This is a genomic window from Streptomyces beigongshangae, from assembly GCF_019710745.1.
Classification (GTDB): Bacteria; Actinomycetota; Actinomycetes; order Streptomycetales; family Streptomycetaceae; genus Streptomyces; species Streptomyces beigongshangae.
Genome location: NZ_JAHKJW010000043.1, coordinates 23,614 through 39,859 on the forward strand (window position 1 = coordinate 23,614; position 16,246 = coordinate 39,859).

General features: G+C 70.7%; 11 protein-coding genes. 5 read left to right on the forward strand and 6 right to left on the reverse strand.

Going from position 1 to position 16,246, the window contains the following annotated elements; translation table 11 throughout:
- Positions 1 to 20 precede the first annotated feature (20 nt).
- On the reverse strand, positions 21 to 1,013 hold the full coding sequence (locus tag KM933_RS28035) for a zinc ABC transporter substrate-binding protein (protein WP_221357255.1): 993 nt from the start codon (positions 1,011 to 1,013) through the stop codon (positions 21 to 23).
- Positions 1,014 to 1,284: 271 nt separating this feature from the next.
- Here KM933_RS28035 and KM933_RS28040 point away from each other — a divergent pair, with 271 nt between their 5' ends.
- From KM933_RS28040 to KM933_RS28050, 3 genes are all read left to right on the forward strand, one after another.
- Positions 1,285 to 2,667, forward strand: coding sequence for a glycine--tRNA ligase (locus KM933_RS28040; RefSeq protein ID WP_221357257.1), 1,383 nt, complete (start codon positions 1,285 to 1,287; stop codon positions 2,665 to 2,667).
- A gap of 226 nt (positions 2,668 to 2,893) precedes the next feature.
- Positions 2,894 to 3,898: an aldo/keto reductase gene (locus KM933_RS28045; RefSeq protein WP_221357259.1), complete on the forward strand. Its 1,005-nt coding sequence runs from the start codon at positions 2,894 to 2,896 to the stop codon at positions 3,896 to 3,898.
- A gap of 25 nt (positions 3,899 to 3,923) precedes the next feature.
- Positions 3,924 to 4,511 carry a TetR/AcrR family transcriptional regulator gene (locus KM933_RS28050; protein WP_221357261.1) on the forward strand — a complete coding sequence of 196 codons (588 nt, stop codon included), beginning with the start codon at positions 3,924 to 3,926 and terminating at the stop codon, positions 4,509 to 4,511.
- A 59-nt stretch (positions 4,512 to 4,570) separates the two neighbouring features.
- Here KM933_RS28050 and KM933_RS28055 read toward each other — a convergent pair whose 3' ends face one another.
- Positions 4,571 to 5,545, reverse strand: a complete 975-nt coding sequence (locus tag KM933_RS28055; RefSeq protein WP_221357262.1) for a bacteriocin fulvocin C-related protein — start codon at positions 5,543 to 5,545, stop codon at positions 4,571 to 4,573.
- Between the two features lie 435 nt (positions 5,546 to 5,980).
- Positions 5,981 to 7,423: an MFS transporter gene (locus KM933_RS28060; RefSeq protein ID WP_221357263.1), complete on the reverse strand. Its 1,443-nt coding sequence runs from the start codon at positions 7,421 to 7,423 to the stop codon at positions 5,981 to 5,983.
- 78 nt (positions 7,424 to 7,501) lie between these two features.
- Between KM933_RS28060 and dusB the strand changes: the two genes are divergently transcribed.
- Complete coding sequence (gene dusB, locus KM933_RS28065) at positions 7,502 to 8,692, forward strand: tRNA dihydrouridine synthase DusB (RefSeq protein ID WP_221357273.1); 1,191 nt, start codon at positions 7,502 to 7,504, stop codon at positions 8,690 to 8,692.
- A gap of 513 nt (positions 8,693 to 9,205) precedes the next feature.
- A complete protein-coding gene (ppdK, locus tag KM933_RS28070; RefSeq protein ID WP_221357320.1) occupies positions 9,206 to 11,899 on the forward strand; it encodes a pyruvate, phosphate dikinase in 2,694 nt (897 codons plus the stop codon).
- A 286-nt stretch (positions 11,900 to 12,185) separates the two neighbouring features.
- Here ppdK and KM933_RS28075 read toward each other — a convergent pair whose 3' ends face one another.
- From KM933_RS28075 to KM933_RS28085, 3 genes are all read right to left on the reverse strand, one after another.
- The gene (locus KM933_RS28075; RefSeq protein ID WP_221357274.1) at positions 12,186 to 13,439 is read right to left on the reverse strand and encodes a YncE family protein; all 1,254 of its coding nucleotides are present in this window, start codon (positions 13,437 to 13,439) and stop codon (positions 12,186 to 12,188) included.
- A gap of 408 nt (positions 13,440 to 13,847) precedes the next feature.
- Entirely contained in the window at positions 13,848 to 15,008 is a 1,161-nt protein-coding gene (locus KM933_RS28080) for an alkaline phosphatase PhoX (protein WP_221357275.1), read from the reverse strand.
- Between the two features lie 223 nt (positions 15,009 to 15,231).
- Positions 15,232 to 16,164, reverse strand: a complete 933-nt coding sequence (locus tag KM933_RS28085; RefSeq protein WP_221357277.1) for an oxidoreductase — start codon at positions 16,162 to 16,164, stop codon at positions 15,232 to 15,234.
- Between the last annotated feature and the right edge of the window lie 82 nt (positions 16,165 to 16,246).

Here is a 16,246-nt window from a genome sequence, read left to right on the forward strand (position 1 = left end):
GTCGTCCGCGCCGCCTGGCGTCACTTCGCGCCGAGGGCCTTCTCCAGCGCCGCCAGGTTCGACTCCATGACCGCGATGTAGTCGTCGCCCTTCGACTTGCCGGTGATGCCTTCGAGGGGGTCGAGTACATCAGTCTTCAGCCCGGCGTCGTCGGCCAGGGTCTTCGCGGTCTTGTCCGATACCAGTGTCTCGTAGAAGACGGTGGTCACGCCGTCGGCCTCGGCCTCCTGCTGGAGTTCCTTCATCCGCGCGGCGCTCGGCTCGCTCTCCGGGTCCAGCCCGGAGATGGACTCCTGGGTGAGGCCGTAGCGCTCGGCGAGGTAGGAGAAGGCGGAGTGGTTGGTGAAGAAGACCTTGGAATCGGTGTTCTTCAGCCCCTCCTCGAACTTCGTGTCGAGGTCGCCGAGCTTCTTCGTCAGCGCTTCGGTGTTCTTCGCGTAGTCCGCCGCGTTGTCCGGGTCGGCCTTCTCGAACGCCTTGCCCACACCCTCGGCGACCTGGGCGTACTTCACCGGGTCGAGCCAGATGTGCGGGTCGGGGCCGGACTCCTCGCCCTCCTCGCCGGCGTGCTCGTCCTCGGCGTGTTCCTCGCCCTCGTGGGAGTGGCCCGTGCCGCCGTGGTCCTCCAGCTCGGTCAGGGTGGCCGCGTCGACCTTCGTCTTCATCCCGGACTGGGCGACCGCCTCGTCGACGGAGGGCTGGAGGTTCTTCAGGTAGAGGACCACGTCCGACTCCTGGAGCCGCGCGGTCTGCTGGGCGCTGATCTCCAGGTCGTGCGGCTCCTGGCCGGGCTCGGTCAGGGTGCTCACGTCGACGTGGTCCCCGCCTATCTGCTCGGCGAGGAACTGCATCGGGTAGAACGACGCCACGACGTCGAGCTTCCCGCCGCCGCCGCTGCCGGTGTCGGCCGTGTCCGAGTCCGAGTCGGACGAGCAGGCGGAGAGGGTGCCGAGGCCGAGAGCGGTGGCCGCCGCGATCGCGGTGACGGATATGTGACGTCGTCGTACGTTCATGACAGTCATTTTCAATCATTCTGGAAACGATTGTCAATAACTGGTCTTGTGATCTGGGCTTCATCCCGGTATGGGACGGGTGGGGCGGAAGTGAGCGACCAGGACCGTCAACCGATTTGATCCGGAGGGCGGGACCGCCGGTAATCTGAAGCATTCGCACTGAAGCAATCGCTCCGAGCGACCGCTGTGGACAATCGCTCCGAGCAACCGCTGTGAGCAACCGCTGTGAAGCAACTGCTTCGTCGCCCGTCGTCGTAATGAAGAGAGCACCGTGGCCGCCGACAAGATCGACACCATCGTCAGCCTGAGCAAGCGCCGTGGCTTCGTCTACCCGTGCAGCGAGATCTACGGCGGCCAGCGGGCCGCCTGGGACTACGGGCCGCTGGGTGTCGAACTCAAGGAGAACATCAAGCGTCAGTGGTGGCGCTACATGGTGACGTCGCGCGAGGACGTCGTCGGTATCGACTCGTCCGTGATCCTGGCGACCGAGGTCTGGGTGGCCTCCGGCCACGTGGCCACGTTCTCCGACCCGCTCACCGAGTGCACCTCGTGCCACAAGAGGTACCGCGCCGACCACCTGGAGGAGGCGTACGAGGCCAAGCACGGCCGCACCCCCGAGAACGGCCTCGCCGACCTCAACTGCCCCAACTGCGGCAACAAGGGCACCTTCACCGAGCCCAAGCAGTTCTCCGGCCTGCTCTCCACGCACCTCGGCCCCACGCAGGACAGCGGCTCCGTCGCCTACCTGCGCCCCGAGACCGCGCAGGGCATCTTCACCAACTTCGCCCAGGTCCAGCAGACCTCGCGCCGCAAGCCGCCGTTCGGCATCGCGCAGATGGGCAAGTCCTTCCGCAACGAGATCACGCCCGGCAACTTCATCTTCCGCACCCGCGAGTTCGAGCAGATGGAGATGGAGTTCTTCGTCAAGCCGGGCGAGGACGAGAAGTGGCAGGAGTTCTGGATGCAGGAGCGCTGGAACTGGTACACCGGCCTGGGTCTGCGCGAGGAGAACATGCGCTGGTACGACCACCCGGCCGAGAAGCTCTCGCACTACTCCAAGCGCACCGCCGACATCGAGTACCGCTTCCAGTTCGGCGGCAACGAGTGGGGTGAGCTGGAGGGCGTCGCCAACCGCACGGACTACGACCTCTCCGCGCACGCCAAGGCGTCCGGCCAGGACCTGTCCTACTTCGACCAGGAGGCCGGCGAGCGCTGGACGCCGTACGTCATCGAGCCCGCGGCCGGTGTCGGCCGCGCGATGCTGGCGTTCCTGCTGGACGCGTACGTCGAGGACGAGGCGCCCAACGCCAAGGGCAAGATGGAGAAGCGCACGGTGCTGCGCCTCGACCCGCGCCTGGCGCCGGTGAAGGTCGCGGTGCTCCCGCTCTCCCGCAACCCGGAGCTGTCGCCCAAGGCCAAGGGCCTCGCGACCGCTCTGCGGCAGAACTGGAACATCGACTTCGACGACGCGGGCGCGATCGGCCGCCGTTACCGGCGTCAGGACGAGATCGGTACGCCGTTCTGCGTGACGGTCGACTTCGACACGCTGGAGGACAACGCGGTGACGGTCCGCGAGCGGGACTCGATGAAGCAGGAGCGGGTGTCCCTCGACCAGATCGAGGGGTATCTGGCGAGCCGGCTCGTCGGTTGCTAGGCGCTCCGCGGGGCGGCCGGTTGTCGGCCGACGGGCGTCGGTGGCTGGTCGCGCGGTTCCCCGCGCCCCTTGGTGGATGAGCCTTGGCCCCCTCACGCAGGTGAGGGGGCCAAGGCTTTTTTGGTTGCCGTAGACATGAGGGGTGACAGCTGACAGATGTTGAAATCTGTCAGCTGTCATGTCAGGGTTGAGGTGTCAGCCCGTCATCGTGTGCAAGGAGTTACGGATGTTCACTCGATCCCTCGGAACCACCGGGCCCCGGGTCTCCGCCCTCGGACTCGGCTGCATGGGGATGTCCGCGCTGTACGGGGACGCCGACCGCGGCGAGGCCGTCGCCACGATCCACGCCGCCCTGGAGGCCGGTGTCACGCTGCTGGACACCGGCGACTTCTACGGCATGGGGCACAACGAGATGCTGATCGGCGAGGCGCTGCGCGGCGCCCCCGCCGCCCGGCGCGAGCAGGCTCTCGTCAGTGTGAAGTTCGGTGCCCTGCGCGACCCCGGGGGCGCCTGGTCCGGTTACGACGGACGGCCCGCGGCGGTGCGCAACTTCGCGGCGTACTCGCTCCAGCGGCTCGGCGTCGACCACATCGACGTCTACCGGATCGCGCGCGTCGACCCGGACGTCCCCATCGAAGAGACCGTCGGCGCCATCGCCGAACTCGTCGAGAAGGGGTACGTACGGCACATCGGGCTGAGCGAAGTCGGGGCGCGGACCGTGCGCCGGGCGGCGGCCACCGCGCCGATCGCGGACCTGCAGATCGAGTACTCCCTCGTCTCGCGCGGCATCGAGGACGAGATCCTGCCGGCCACCCGCGAACTGGGCATCGGCATCACCGCGTACGGCGTGCTGTCGCGCGGTCTGATCTCCGGCCACTTCAGCCGGGACCGGCAGCTCGCGGCCGACGACTTCCGGGCGCACAGCCCCCGCTTCCAGGGCGAGAACCTCCGGCGCAACCTGGACCTCGTCGAGGCGCTGCGGAAGACCGCCGAGCAGAAGGGCGTGTCCGTCGCGCAGATCGCCATCGCCTGGGCGCTGTCGCGCGGGGAGGACATCGTGCCGCTGGTCGGCGCCCGGACCCGGGAGCGGCTGACGGAGGCGCTCGGCGCGCTCGACGTCACCCTCGACGCCGCCGACCTCGCCGCGATCGAGGACGCCGTGCCGGCCGGCGCGGCGGCGGGCGACCGCTACCCGACCGCTCAGATGGCACACCTCGACAGCGAGCGCTGACCGTGCCGCCGGTACGGTCATCACCATGGCGACCACCGAGATCCTGACCGCCGAGCGCATCCTCGTGGCGACCGAGGAGGTGCTGCGCCGCCACGGTCCCGCGAAGGCGACCGTGGTGGACGTGGCCCGCGCGCTCGGCGTCAGCCACGGCAGCGTCTACCGGCACTTCCGTACGAAGGCGGCGCTGCGGGAGGCGGTCACCAAGCGCTGGCTGGACCGTACGACGCAGACCCTCTCCGCCGTCGTCGCACAGGACCACGATCCGCAGGCCCGGCTGCGCGAGTGGCTGGCCGCCCTCTTCACCGCCAAGCGCCGCAAGGCGGGCGGCGACCCCGAACTGTTCGCCACGTACACGGTGCTGGCCGGGGAGAGCGGCGAGGCGGTCGGCGAGCACATCGCCACGCTGACCGGGCAGCTCACGGAGATCGTCCGGTCCGGCGTCGACTCCGGCGTCTTCGCCGCCGCCGACCCGGCCGCCACCGCCCTCGCCCTCTTCCACGCCACGGACCGCTTCCACGACCCGTGCCACGCCCGTGAGTGGGAACGGCCCGGGATCGAGGACGAGTTCGAGGCGGTCGTGGACCTGGTGCTGCGCGGGCTGCGCGCCGCCTGAGCGGTGCACCCGTCGGCGCGCCCACGGCCGTACGGGTCGGTGGGGGGCGATGGGGGTGATCAGTCGTAGCAGAGCCCGTTGCAGCGCTGGCCGCCCCACCATCCACACCCCGACGACGTCTCGTCGCAGGTGGCGCCGTTCTCGAGACGGCAGTGATATGCCAGTCCGCACCAGTCGTCCTCCCGGTTGCAGGTACAACCGGAAAGGAGCCGGGGATCAGTGCCGGCCGGGAGGGAAGAGGGGGCAGGACCGAGGGTGACGCCGAGCGCTTTCGCCTCCTCGCGTCCGAATGCCTCTACCGCGACATCCTTGATGTGGTTGAGCTCGCGCGGCGACCGCAGCGCGGGGTCGTGACTGGCGGGCTTCGCCGCGGAGGCGGCTATCTCCTCGAGCGCCTTGGTCTGCCGGGCGGTGAGGTGCGGGTGCGCGACGCGCCACGCCTTGACGTGCTCGGTCCACAGCGCGGCCTTCTCGGACGGAGTCAACCGCTCGAACACCGCACGCCGGTACGCGGTCGGGTACTTGATGTACTCGGCGTACCTCCTGGGCAGGTTCCGGGGGTTGTTCTCGGCCCAGGTCCGCGCCTGCTCCGCGAAGGCCGGTGTACGGCCGAGCAGGACCACGCCGCCGGCCACCAGCAGACCTCCGCCGGCCCGCAGGAAGGCCGCCCTTCCCACGGCGGGCCGCCCCACGGGGCTCAGAGGGCGCCCCGCGGCCTGCACGCGCAGCTGGCCCAGGCTCTGCAGGACCCGTACGGTCGCGCGCGGGCCCAGCCTGCGCAGCAGGGCGGGGGCCATCCTGCGGCCGACCCAGGCGCGCACGTCGTCTCCGCGCACGGCCAGCAGGGTGGGCGCCCAGGGCGGCTCGGCGCCCAGCACCGCCGTCCGCCAACGCTCTACGCCGGGGTGAGCGAGTGGAAGTATTTCGAGTCTGCCGTCGCACGCGGCGGACACCGCCGAGGAGATGTCGCGACAGGTCCCGCAGGACGCGTCGAAGGCGAGTACGTAGCGTTCCGTCTCAGGCATGGCTGTCATCCGGATGTCTCCGTTCCAAGGTGCGCGGACCGTGTCGCCTCGACAGGGCCGGCGGTCTCCGCGGGTCCGGCCAGGGGGCCGTCGCGGCCGGACCGCCGGCCCCAGATGTAGCGGCTCGACGTTGTTCGCGTTCGGAGCGCCGGTACAGAACAAACAACCCCCGAACAATTGGACGGGGGAACGCCGGGGTCGCGGCGGGAGCGGGCAAGGAGGGGAAGTGCCCTCGGCCGGCTTCGGCACCGCTCGGGCAGCAACGGTTCGAACAGCGACCACAGTTCATCCGGCACGATCCACGGCCGCGACTCACGCTTCGCCCTGACGGAACCAATGAGCGATCAAGCCGACAGTCACATGATCCGCAGCTTCTGTTGGGGCCTCTGAAAGCCGAGGGCCGGGGTGGTTGGGTGCGGGCGGGTGAGGGCTGAGTGCGCGGTCTCAGGAGGTGGCCGTTGATTCCCTGATCTCCGGGGAGTCCAGCCGGCGGGCCGTGCGTTCGGCGGAGCGGCGGGCCCACGGGCCGCTCGTCAGGGTGCCCACGACCAGTACCGTGAGGCCGCACGCCGCGATGATCCACCAGGCCGGGCGCGCCGCCTGGACGAACGTGTCCCGGTAGGAGGAGGTCCCCACACCGGCGGCGAGCACCGCGCCGATCACCGCGACGCCGAGCGTCTGCCCGATCTGCCGGCTCGTGGACGCCACCGCGGCCGCCACACCGGCCTGGGCGCGCGGCATGCCGGACACCGCCGTGTTCGTGACGGGCGCGTTCACGAAGCCGAAGCCCAGCCCGAACAGCACGTACCCGATGACGAGCGACACGTCCGCCGTCTCGGCCTCGAACGCGGCGAACAGCACGCCGCTCGCCGTCATCGCCGTACCGGCGACCAGCAGCGGGAGCCGGGGGCCGCGGCTGCCGACCAGACGGCCCGACAGCGGCGCGCAGACGAACGTCATCGCCGCCATCGGGAGCATCCACAGGCCCGCGTGCAGCGCGCTCAGCCCCCGTACGTTCTGCAGGTACAGCGTCGACAGGAAGAGGAACCCGCCCAGCGCCGCGAACGCGCTCACCGCCACCACCGTCGCGCCGCTGAACGGCGCGGACCGGAAGAAGCGCAGGTCGATGAGGGGTTCGTCGCGGCGCGGCTCGTACCACAGGAGGGCGGCCAGCGCGACGAGCGCGATCCCGCCGAGGGCGAGGGTGCGGCCGGTGCCGGAGTGGGGCGCCTCGATGATCGCGTACGTCAGGGAGCCGAGCAGCACGATCACCAGGAGCTGGCCGGCCGGGTCGGGGCGGCGGGCCTTCGGCGCCCGGGACTCGGGCACGTACCGGAGCGTGAGCAGGAGTGCGGCCAGGCCCACCGGCAGGTTGATCCAGAAGATCGAGCGCCAGCCGACCGAGTCCACCAGGAGGCCGCCGACCAGCGGGCCCGCGGCCATGGATATGCCGACCACGGCGCCCCAGACGCCGATCGCGCGGGCACGCTCGCGCGGGTCCGTGAACGTGTTGGTGATGATCGACATGGCGACCGGGTTCAGCATCGAGCCGCCGACCGCCTGGATCGTGCGGAAGGCGACGAGCGCCTCCAGGCTGGGCGCGAGGGAGCAGAGGACCGAGCCGGCGGTGAAGACGACCAGGCCCGCCGTGAAGACCTTCCGGCGGCCGATCCGGTCGGCGGTCGAGCCCGCGAGCATCAGCAGCGCGGCGAGCACCAGCGTGTACGCGTCGATCGTCCACTGCATGCCCGACAGGCTCGCGTGCAGGTCCTTCTGCATGGAGGGCAGCGCGACGTTGAGGACGGTGTTGTCGAGACTCACGATCAGCAGACTCATGCAGCAGATCGCGAGCACCAGCCGGCGCCGGCGGGGACTGAGCTCGGGCATGCGCACCAGGGTACGCCCTTCAGTAGTGTGCCTAACTAACGACTACCGTCGTGGGCCGGCGTACGTGACAATGGGGGGATGTCCACGCTCACGTCCGCCCCTGCCCCCGTACTCGCGCCCGAGCCCGCGTCCTCGGTGAACTCCGTGCTGCGGATCGGTCCGCACGCCGTCCGGCCGCCCGTCGTGCTCGCCCCCATGGCGGGCATCACGAACGCGCCGTTCCGCACGCTGTGCAGGGAGTTCAGCGGGGGCAAGGGGCTGTTCGTCAGCGAGATGATCACCACTCGGGCGCTGGTCGAGCGCAACGAGAAGACGATGCAGCTGATCCGGTTCGACGCGTCGGAGACCCCGCGTTCGATCCAGCTGTACGGGGTCGACCCCGCGACCGTCGGCAAGGCCGTCCGCATGATCGCGGAGGAGGGGCTCGCCGATCACATCGACCTGAACTTCGGCTGCCCGGTCCCCAAGGTGACCCGCAAGGGCGGCGGCTCGGCGCTGCCGTACAAGCGGCACCTGCTGCGGGCGATCCTGCGCGAGGCGGTGTCCGGGGCGGGCGACCTGCCGGTCACCATGAAGATGCGCAAGGGCATCGACGACGACCACATCACGTTCCTCGACGCCGGGCGGATCGCGGTCGAGGAGGGCGTGACGGCGATCGCGCTGCACGGGCGGACCGCCGCGCAGCACTACGGCGGGACGGCGGACTGGGACGCCATCGCGCGGCTGAAGGAGCACGTCCCGGAGATCCCCGTGCTCGGCAACGGGGACATCTGGTCGGCGGACGACGCGCTGCGGATGGTGCGCGAGACCGGGTGCGACGGGGTGGTCGTCGGGCGGGGGTGCCTCGGGCGGCCGTGGCTGTTCGCCGATCTGGTGGCCGCGTTCGAGGGGCGCTCCGGGGAGTACGCGCGTCCGGCGCTCCGGGAGGTGGCCGCGGTGATGGTGCGGCACGCGACCCTGCTGGGGGAGTGGCTCGGGGACGAGGCCCGCGGGGTCGTCGACTTCCGCAAGCACGTGGCCTGGTACCTGAAGGGGTTCGCGGTCGGCTCGCAGATGCGCAGGCAGCTGGCGGTCACGTCCTCGCTGGCGGCGCTGTCGGAGGGGCTGGAGGAGCTGGACCTGGACCAGCCCTGGCCGGCCGGCGCCGACGGTCCGCGGGGGCGCACGTCCGGCAACAACAGGGTCGTGCTGCCGGACGGCTGGCTGAAGGACCCGTACGACTGCGCGGGCGTGAGCGAGGACGCGGAGCTGGACACGTCCGGGGGATGAGGGGACGGGGGATGAGGGGACGGGGGGCGACGGGTCCGCATGGTGGAATCCCGGCGCCGGGAGTGACGTGATTCTCGCCACGCCTGATAGGTGTTTCGCTCAGATGAGCGGATCTTGACGGGCTGCACTTCTCAAAGGGTGGCACTCAGTGCCACCCTTTGATCATTTACGACTCGAACTCAAGCGTGTTTGGCGTTGCTCGTTTGAGCGGTAATGTCGGCCCGCGTGCGGCGACTCCTTCAAGGGGTGAACGCTGCAGGGCTCAGTGCCTTACCCGCCCTTGACTTTCGATCCGCTGGCGGACGACCGGTTAAGGCCGTATGACACACAAGTGGACGTACCCAGATGCCTTCGATCTGGGTATGTTCCCCGTCGTCAGGGCAGCCACCGCGTCCCGAGGAGTCGAGACCCGTGTCGGAAAACAAAGATCCTCGTGCAGCCGGGAGCGGCGACGACGGCGCCGAGCCGGTGAAGGCCGAACCCGTGAAGGCCGAACCCGTGAAGACCGAGCCCGTGAAGTTCGTCTACGACTTCACGGAGGGCAACAAGGACCTCAAGGACCTCCTCGGCGGCAAGGGCGCCAACCTCGCCGAGATGACCAACCTGGGCCTTCCCGTCCCGCCGGGCTTCACCATCACCACCGAGGCGTGCCGGACCTACCTCGACAGCGGCGAGGAGCCCGCGGCACTGCGTGACGAGGTGAGTGCGCACCTCGACGCCCTCGAAGCGAAGGCCGGCAAGAAGCTCGGCCAGGCCGACGACCCCCTCCTCGTCTCGGTCCGCTCCGGCGCCAAGTTCTCCATGCCCGGCATGATGGACACCGTCCTGAACATCGGCCTCTCCGACCGGTCCGTGCGGGGCCTGGCGAAGCAGTCCGGGGACGAGCGCTTCGCGTGGGACTCGTACCGCAGGCTCATCCAGATGTTCGGCAAGACGGTCCTCGGGGTCGACGGCCACCTCTTCGAGGAGGCGCTGGAGGCCGCCAAGCGCGCCAAGAAGGTGCAGGTCGACACCGACCTGGAGGCGGCCGACCTGAAGAAGCTCGTCGCCGGGTTCAAGAAGATCGTCAGGGCCGAGGCCGGCCGGGACTTCCCGCAGGACCCTCGCGAGCAGATGGACCTCGCCATCCACGCGGTCTTCGACTCCTGGAACACCGAGCGGGCCAAGCTCTACCGCAGGCAGGAGCGCATCCCGCACGACCTGGGCACGGCCGTCAACGTCTGCTCCATGGTCTTCGGCAACCTGGGACCCGACTCGGGCACGGGCGTCGCCTTCACCCGCGACCCGGCCTCGGGCCACCAGGGCGTGTACGGCGACTACCTGCAGAACGCGCAGGGCGAGGACGTCGTCGCGGGCATCCGCAACACCGTCTCGCTCGCCGAGCTGGAGCGGATCGACAAGAAGTCGTACGACCGGCTCATGGAGATCATGGCGACGCTGGAGAACCACTACAGGGACCTCTGCGACATCGAGTTCACCATCGAGCGCGGACAGCTGTGGATGCTCCAGACCCGGGTGGGCAAGCGGACGGCCGGCGCCGCCTTCCGGATCGCCACGCAACTCGTCGACCAGGGGCTCATCGACGAGGCGGAGGCGCTGCAGCGCGTCACGGGGGCCCAGCTCGCACAGCTCATGTTCCCCCGGTTCGACGAGGAGGCGAAGACCGAGCGGATCGGCCGGGGCATCGCCGCCTCGCCGGGCGCCGCGGTCGGCAAAGCGGTCTTCGACTCGTACACGGCCGTGAAGTGGTCCCGGTCCGGCGAGCAGGTCATCCTGGTCCGCCGGGAGACCAACCCCGACGACCTCGACGGCATGATCGCGGCCGAGGGCATCCTCACCTCCCGCGGCGGCAAGACCTCCCACGCGGCCGTCGTCGCGCGCGGCATGGGCAAGACCTGTGTGTGCGGCGCGGAGGAGCTGGAGGTCGACACCAAACGGCGCCGGATGACGCTGCCGGACGGGCGCGTCGTCGAGGAGGGCGACGTGCTCTCCATCGACGGCTCCAGCGGCGAGGTGTACCTGGGCGCGGTCCCGGTCGTGCCGTCCCCCGTCGTGGAGTACTTCGAGGGCCGGATGCACGCGGGCGCCGACGACGCCGACGAACTGGTCGAGGCGGTCCACCGGATGATGGCCTTCGCCGACCGCAAGCGCCGGCTGCGGGTGCGCGCCAACGCGGACAACGCCGAGGACGCGCTGCGCGCCCGCCGCTTCGGCGCCCAGGGCATCGGCCTGTGCCGCACCGAGCACATGTTCCTCGGCGACCGCCGCGGGCTGGTGGAGCGGCTGATCCTCGCGGACACCGACGCCGAGCGCGAGGAGTCGCTGAAGGAGCTGCTGCCGCTCCAGAGGCAGGACTTCGTGGAGCTGTTCGAGGCGATGGACGGCCTGCCGGTCACCATCCGCCTCCTGGACCCGCCACTGCACGAGTTCCTGCCGGACATCACCGAGCTGTCGGTGCGCGTGGCGCTCGCGGAGGCCCGCAAGGACCCGCACGAGAACGAGCTGCGGCTGCTCCAGGCCGTCCACCGGCTGCACGAGCAGAACCCGATGCTGGGGCTGCGCGGCGTCCGCCTCGGGCTGGTCGTCCCGGGCCTGTTCACCATGCAGGTACGGGCGATCGCCGAGGCCGCGGCCGAGCGCAGGGACGCCAAGGGCGACCCGCGCGCCGAGATCATGATCCCGCTCGTCGGTACGGTCCAGGAGCTGGAGATCGTCCGCGAGGAGGCCGGGCAGGTCATCGCCGAGGTCCGCGAGCACACCGGTGTGGAGCTGAAGCTGTCGCTCGGCACGATGATCGAGCTGCCGCGGGCCGCGCTGACCGCGGGGCAGATCGCGGAGGCGGCCGAGTTCTTCTCCTTCGGCACCAACGACCTGACCCAGACGGTGTGGGGCTTCAGCCGCGACGACGTGGAGGCCAGCTTCTTCACGGCCTACCTGGAGAAGGGCATCTTCGGGGTCTCCCCGTTCGAGACGATCGACCGGGACGGCGTCGGAAAGCTCGTGCGCGACGCCGTGACGGCCGGACGCGAGACCCGGCCCGACCTGAAGCTCGGCGTCTGCGGCGAGCACGGCGGCGACCCGGAGTCGGTCCACTTCTTCCACGAGGTGGGGCTCGACTACGTCTCCTGCTCGCCGTTCCGCATCCCGGTGGCACGGCTGGAGGCGGGCCGCGCGGCCTCGTCCTCGACCGGCAGCGACCACCGGTAGGTTCGGGGTCCCGGCCCAGGTCCAGGTCCAGGTTCCGGCCCGGGTCCAGGTCCCGGCCCAGGCCCAGGCCCAGGTCCGGGTCCGGGTCCAGGTCCCGGCCCGGGTTCTGTTCCCCGCCCTGCCGGAGGGCTTGGCCGGTCCTGACCGCCCGGAGGGCTCCGGAGTCGCGGTCCGCCGTCCCACCCTCACCGGTGGACCGCGAACCCGGTGCGCGAAAGACGGAGGGGCGGCACCTGTGCGGAGGTGCCGCCCCTCCGGCGCCCCGTCCGGACTCCGGTCGGCCGGCTCAGTCGGCGGTGGGACCGGTCCAGCCGGCGGGAAGGCGGGCCAGCCGGACGCGCTGCGGGTGGTCTCCCACGGGAATGGAGGTGATCTTGCGTCCCGTGGCGAAGTCGATGGCGGTGACCTGGTCCGCCGCGCTCTCGGAGATCACGCACGCCTTCCCGTCACCGCTGACGGTCGCCCAGTACGGCTTGGCGGCCGGGATCAGGGGGCCTTCCTGGAGGGTGGCGCGGTCGACGACCGTGGCGTACTCGTCCATGGTGCCGGCGACGCAGAGCTTGGTCCCGGCGGGATTCATGGACATGCCGTGGTGGCGGGAGTCGTTGACGTAGGTGGTGCGGTCGTCGGAGGTGTCGGGGTTCTCCGGCAGGGTCTTTGTCCGGGTGATCCTGTCGGTGGCGACGTCGTACTCGAAGAAGCCGTTGAAGAACGACACCTGGAAGTACAGCTTGGACTCGTCGGGGGTGAAGGCGACCGGGCGGACCGCGTCGGACATGTCGGACCGGCCGTAGGCGTCCAGGCGCTGGCGCATGTCGATGGTCCTGACGACCTGGAAGGTGGTGGCGTCGGCGACGGTGATCTTCCGGTCGCCCTTCAGACCGTCCAGCCAGGGGGCGTCGAGGTCGTTGTTGACCTCGCCGATCGACATGTTCCAGATCTTGCCGTCGCGGGTGAAGACGTTCTCGTGGGGTTTGTCGCCGGTCTTGAAGGAACCGACCTGCCGGCCGGTCCCGATGTCGAGCACGTGGACGGTGTTGCCGGTGGAGGCCGAGACCGCCACGCGGGAGCCGTCGGGCGAGACGGCCATGTGGTCGGAGCGGAAACCGGAGACGGGGAACCGCCACTTCAGACGGCCGGTGGCGGTGTCGATGGAGACGACATCGGCGAAGCTGGGGCGGGAGACCACCACGGCCGAACCGTCGGGTGTCGTGTACATGTCATCCGTGTACTGGTCGTGGCCCTCGCCGGCGGTCTCGCGGATGACGAGGAAGGCGGCGAGCCGGACGGGATTGAGGTAGATCTCGCGCAGCCGCTCGTCCTTGTCGGGGATGAGGTCGATCCGGCCGATCCTGGTGAAGTCGCCGGTGGAGCGGATGACGTCGGCGGTGCCCTCCCAGTTGTTGCCGACCAGCATCACCTCCTGCAGCTGGGCGGCGTTCGCGGGGCCGGTGGCGGTGAGCGTCCCGGCGACGGCCGCCACGGCCAGGGCGGCGCCGGTCAGGTGTCTGCGCCGACGGGCGGACAGGAAAGCTCTCATGTTCGTGACTCCTGGATTCGGCAGGGACGGAACACGGTGGCGTGCGGGATGCGCATCTCGAAGGCGTGCGGGATTCACACTTCGGAACGGAGGGGCGGCAGGTGCGGCCGCCCCCGGCGGAACGCGGCGCGTGGGCGCGCCCGGTCGGCGCGGGGGCGGACTTCGCGGGCTCCCCGCGTACGGCGACCGACCGCACGTGAGAACCATCGTTCCCAGGTTCGGTTACCGGATGGTAAGGACGCGCGGCGACGACCACAACCCCCGATACGGAAGAATCGGGAGTGGTGGCGGCGACCCCGTACTCACTGCCCCGTACTCACTGCACTCACTGCACTCACTGCCTCGTACTCGCTGCCCCGTCCTCGTCCCGCCCCGCTCCGCCCTCCATCACCCGTCCGGCCGGACCGGCTACTTGCGGAACGGGCCCGTCACCTCGTACGTGATGCCGCCCGACGAACTGCCGCTGGTGCCGCGCTGGCTGGAGAAGTAGAGGCGGGTGCCGTCGGGGGAGAAGGCGGGGCCGGTGATCTCCGAGCCGGACTGGCCGTCGAGGCGCAGGAACGGGGCGATCACGTCGTCCGGTGTGATGACGCAGATCTCCATGTTCCCGCCGTCCTCGGCGACGAACAGGTCGCCCGAGGGCGTGCCCGTGATGTTGTCGACGCCGGTCAGCGGGGCGGTGCCGGAGGCGACGAGCGAGTCGTCGTACGCCAGCTCGTAGGTGCTGTCCGCGAGGTTCAGCTGCCAGACGCGGTTGTCGCCCTTGGTGGTGAACCAGACCGTGTCGTCGGCGTAGTGGCAGCCCTCGCCGCCGTTGAACTTCTTCGCGCCGGAGACCTGCGTACGGGTCGTGGTCGGCGAGCCGTCCGGGTCCGGCACGTCCGCCCAGGTGAAGGAGCCGGAGGTGGCGCTCCCGGCGACCAGCACCTGGAGCGTGCCGGCGGAGAGGTCGCCCCAGGTCCTCGGCACGAAGCGGTAGAGGCAGCCGTTCGTCTCGTCCTCGGTGAGGTAGACCGCCCTGCGCACCGGATCGGCGGCGGCCGCCTCGTGCTTGAAGCGGCCCATGGCGTCCCGGCGAACCGCCGCGTTCAGCCCCCACGGGTCGGTCTCGTAGACGTACCCGAGGGAGACCTCCTCGCAGGACAGCCAGGTGTTCCACGGCGTCCTGCCGCCCGCGCAGTTCTGCCGGGTGCCGGACAGGATGCGGTACGCGCCGGTTATCGCGCCCGTCGAGGAGAACTTCACCGCGCTCGCCCCGCCGGACGGGTTGACCTCCGAGTTCGAGACGTAGATCCAGCCCGTGCCGTCCGCGTAACAGGCTCCGCCGTCGGGGGCGCCGTGCCAGGTGTACGAGGTGCCGGTGACCGTCCGGCCCGACCGGGCTATCACCCGGCTGGTGAAGCCGCCCGGCAGCCGGACGCCGTTCGCGTCCGCCGCGCCGGGTGCCCCGTACGGGCCCGTGCCGGGCTGGGCGGGCGCGGCGTACGCGGCACCGCGCCACAGGGTCCCGCCGAAGACGGCCGACGAACCGCCGAGCACGGCCGCGCGCAGGAGGGTACGACGTTCCACTGTCGCTCCAAGGGGTTAGCGAGGCTGCCCGTCCGCCGGTCGGAGGGCGGGGTCGCGCAACGCCGCAGCCTAGGAGCGCGGGGTGGACGCACCGTGACCGCGTGATGACGTGCACGCGTCACGTAGTGCGTGGCAGGCGGTACGTAGCACGCCGAGCACCGCACCCGGGCGCCGTGCCCGCACCTCACGCCCGCACCTCACGCCCGCACTCCACGCCCGAATCTCATGCCTTCAGCGTGTCGTACGTGACGCCCGTCAGTCGCTCGGACTCCTCCCACAGCCGGTGTCCGGCCCTGTCGTCGAGGGTCCGCCGGGTGCGCGGCGCGCGGACGGGGGAGCCGCGGCGGCTCAGGGGCGACGGGCCGGTGAAGGAGTCCGGCCGCACACCGGGGGCCGTCGCCGCGTACAGCGTGGGCAGGGCGCCCGCTTCCGGGGACAGGGCGAAGAAGCGGCTGCCCGTCGCCATGAAGAGCTCCGCGGCCCTGCGGCCCTCCATCCTCGGACCCGCGGACATGAGGTTCGTCGCGGCGTAGCCGGGGTGCGCGGCCGCCACCACGAGGCCGGAGCCGGTGGCGGCGACGCGGCGGGCCAGCTCGTGGACGAACAGCAGATTGGCCGTCTTCGAGCGTCCGTACGCGATCCAGCGCCGGTACGGGCGCTCGGTGTGGAGGTCGCCGATGTCGATGTCGGCCAGCATGTGCAGCATGCTGGACACGCTCACCACGCGTGCGCCGGGCGTGGCGAGCAGCGCCGGCATCAGCAGTCCGGTGAGCGCGAAGTGGCCGAGGTGGTTGATCCCGAACTGCGTCTCGAAGCCGTCCGCGGTACGCCCCCGCGGCAGCGCCATCACACCCGCGTTGTTGATGAGCAGGTCGAGCCGGTCGTGCTCGTGTACGTACGCCGCCGCGAACTCCCGTACGGAGGCCAGGTGCGCGAGGTCGAGCCGCCCGAGCCGTACGTCGGCGTCCGGCACCTCGCCGACGAGCCGCTCGACGGCCGCCCCGCCCCGGCGCCCACTGCGGCAGGCGAGGACGACCCGCGCGCCCCGCCGCGCCAGCTCCCGGGCGGTGACGTACCCGATCCCGCTGTTGGCCCCGGTGACGACGGCGGTACGCCCGCGCTGGTCGGGGATGTCGAGCGTGCTCCAGCGGCTCATGACCCGCTCCCTCCGGATGCGCTCCGTCCTGCGCGGGCCGCCAGCCTAGGCGCCCCGACAGGGGCGCGGGGAACTGCGCGAC

Bases quoted from the DNA above. Each gene is read 5' to 3' on its own strand.
- KM933_RS28035 (WP_221357255.1), bottom strand. From the start codon at position 1,013: ATGAACGTACGACGACGTCACATATCCGTCACCGCGATCGCGGCGGCC.
- KM933_RS28045 (WP_221357259.1), top strand. From the start codon at position 2,894: ATGTTCACTCGATCCCTCGGAACCACCGGGCCCCGGGTCTCCGCCCTC.
- KM933_RS28050 (WP_221357261.1), top strand. From the start codon at position 3,924: ATGGCGACCACCGAGATCCTGACCGCCGAGCGCATCCTCGTGGCGACC.
- KM933_RS28055 (WP_221357262.1), bottom strand. From the start codon at position 5,545: ATGACAGCCATGCCTGAGACGGAACGCTACGTACTCGCCTTCGACGCG.
- KM933_RS28060 (WP_221357263.1), bottom strand. From the start codon at position 7,423: ATGCCCGAGCTCAGTCCCCGCCGGCGCCGGCTGGTGCTCGCGATCTGC.
- dusB (WP_221357273.1), top strand. From the start codon at position 7,502: ATGTCCACGCTCACGTCCGCCCCTGCCCCCGTACTCGCGCCCGAGCCC.
- KM933_RS28075 (WP_221357274.1), bottom strand. From the start codon at position 13,439: ATGAGAGCTTTCCTGTCCGCCCGTCGGCGCAGACACCTGACCGGCGCC.
- KM933_RS28085 (WP_221357277.1), bottom strand. From the start codon at position 16,164: ATGAGCCGCTGGAGCACGCTCGACATCCCCGACCAGCGCGGGCGTACC.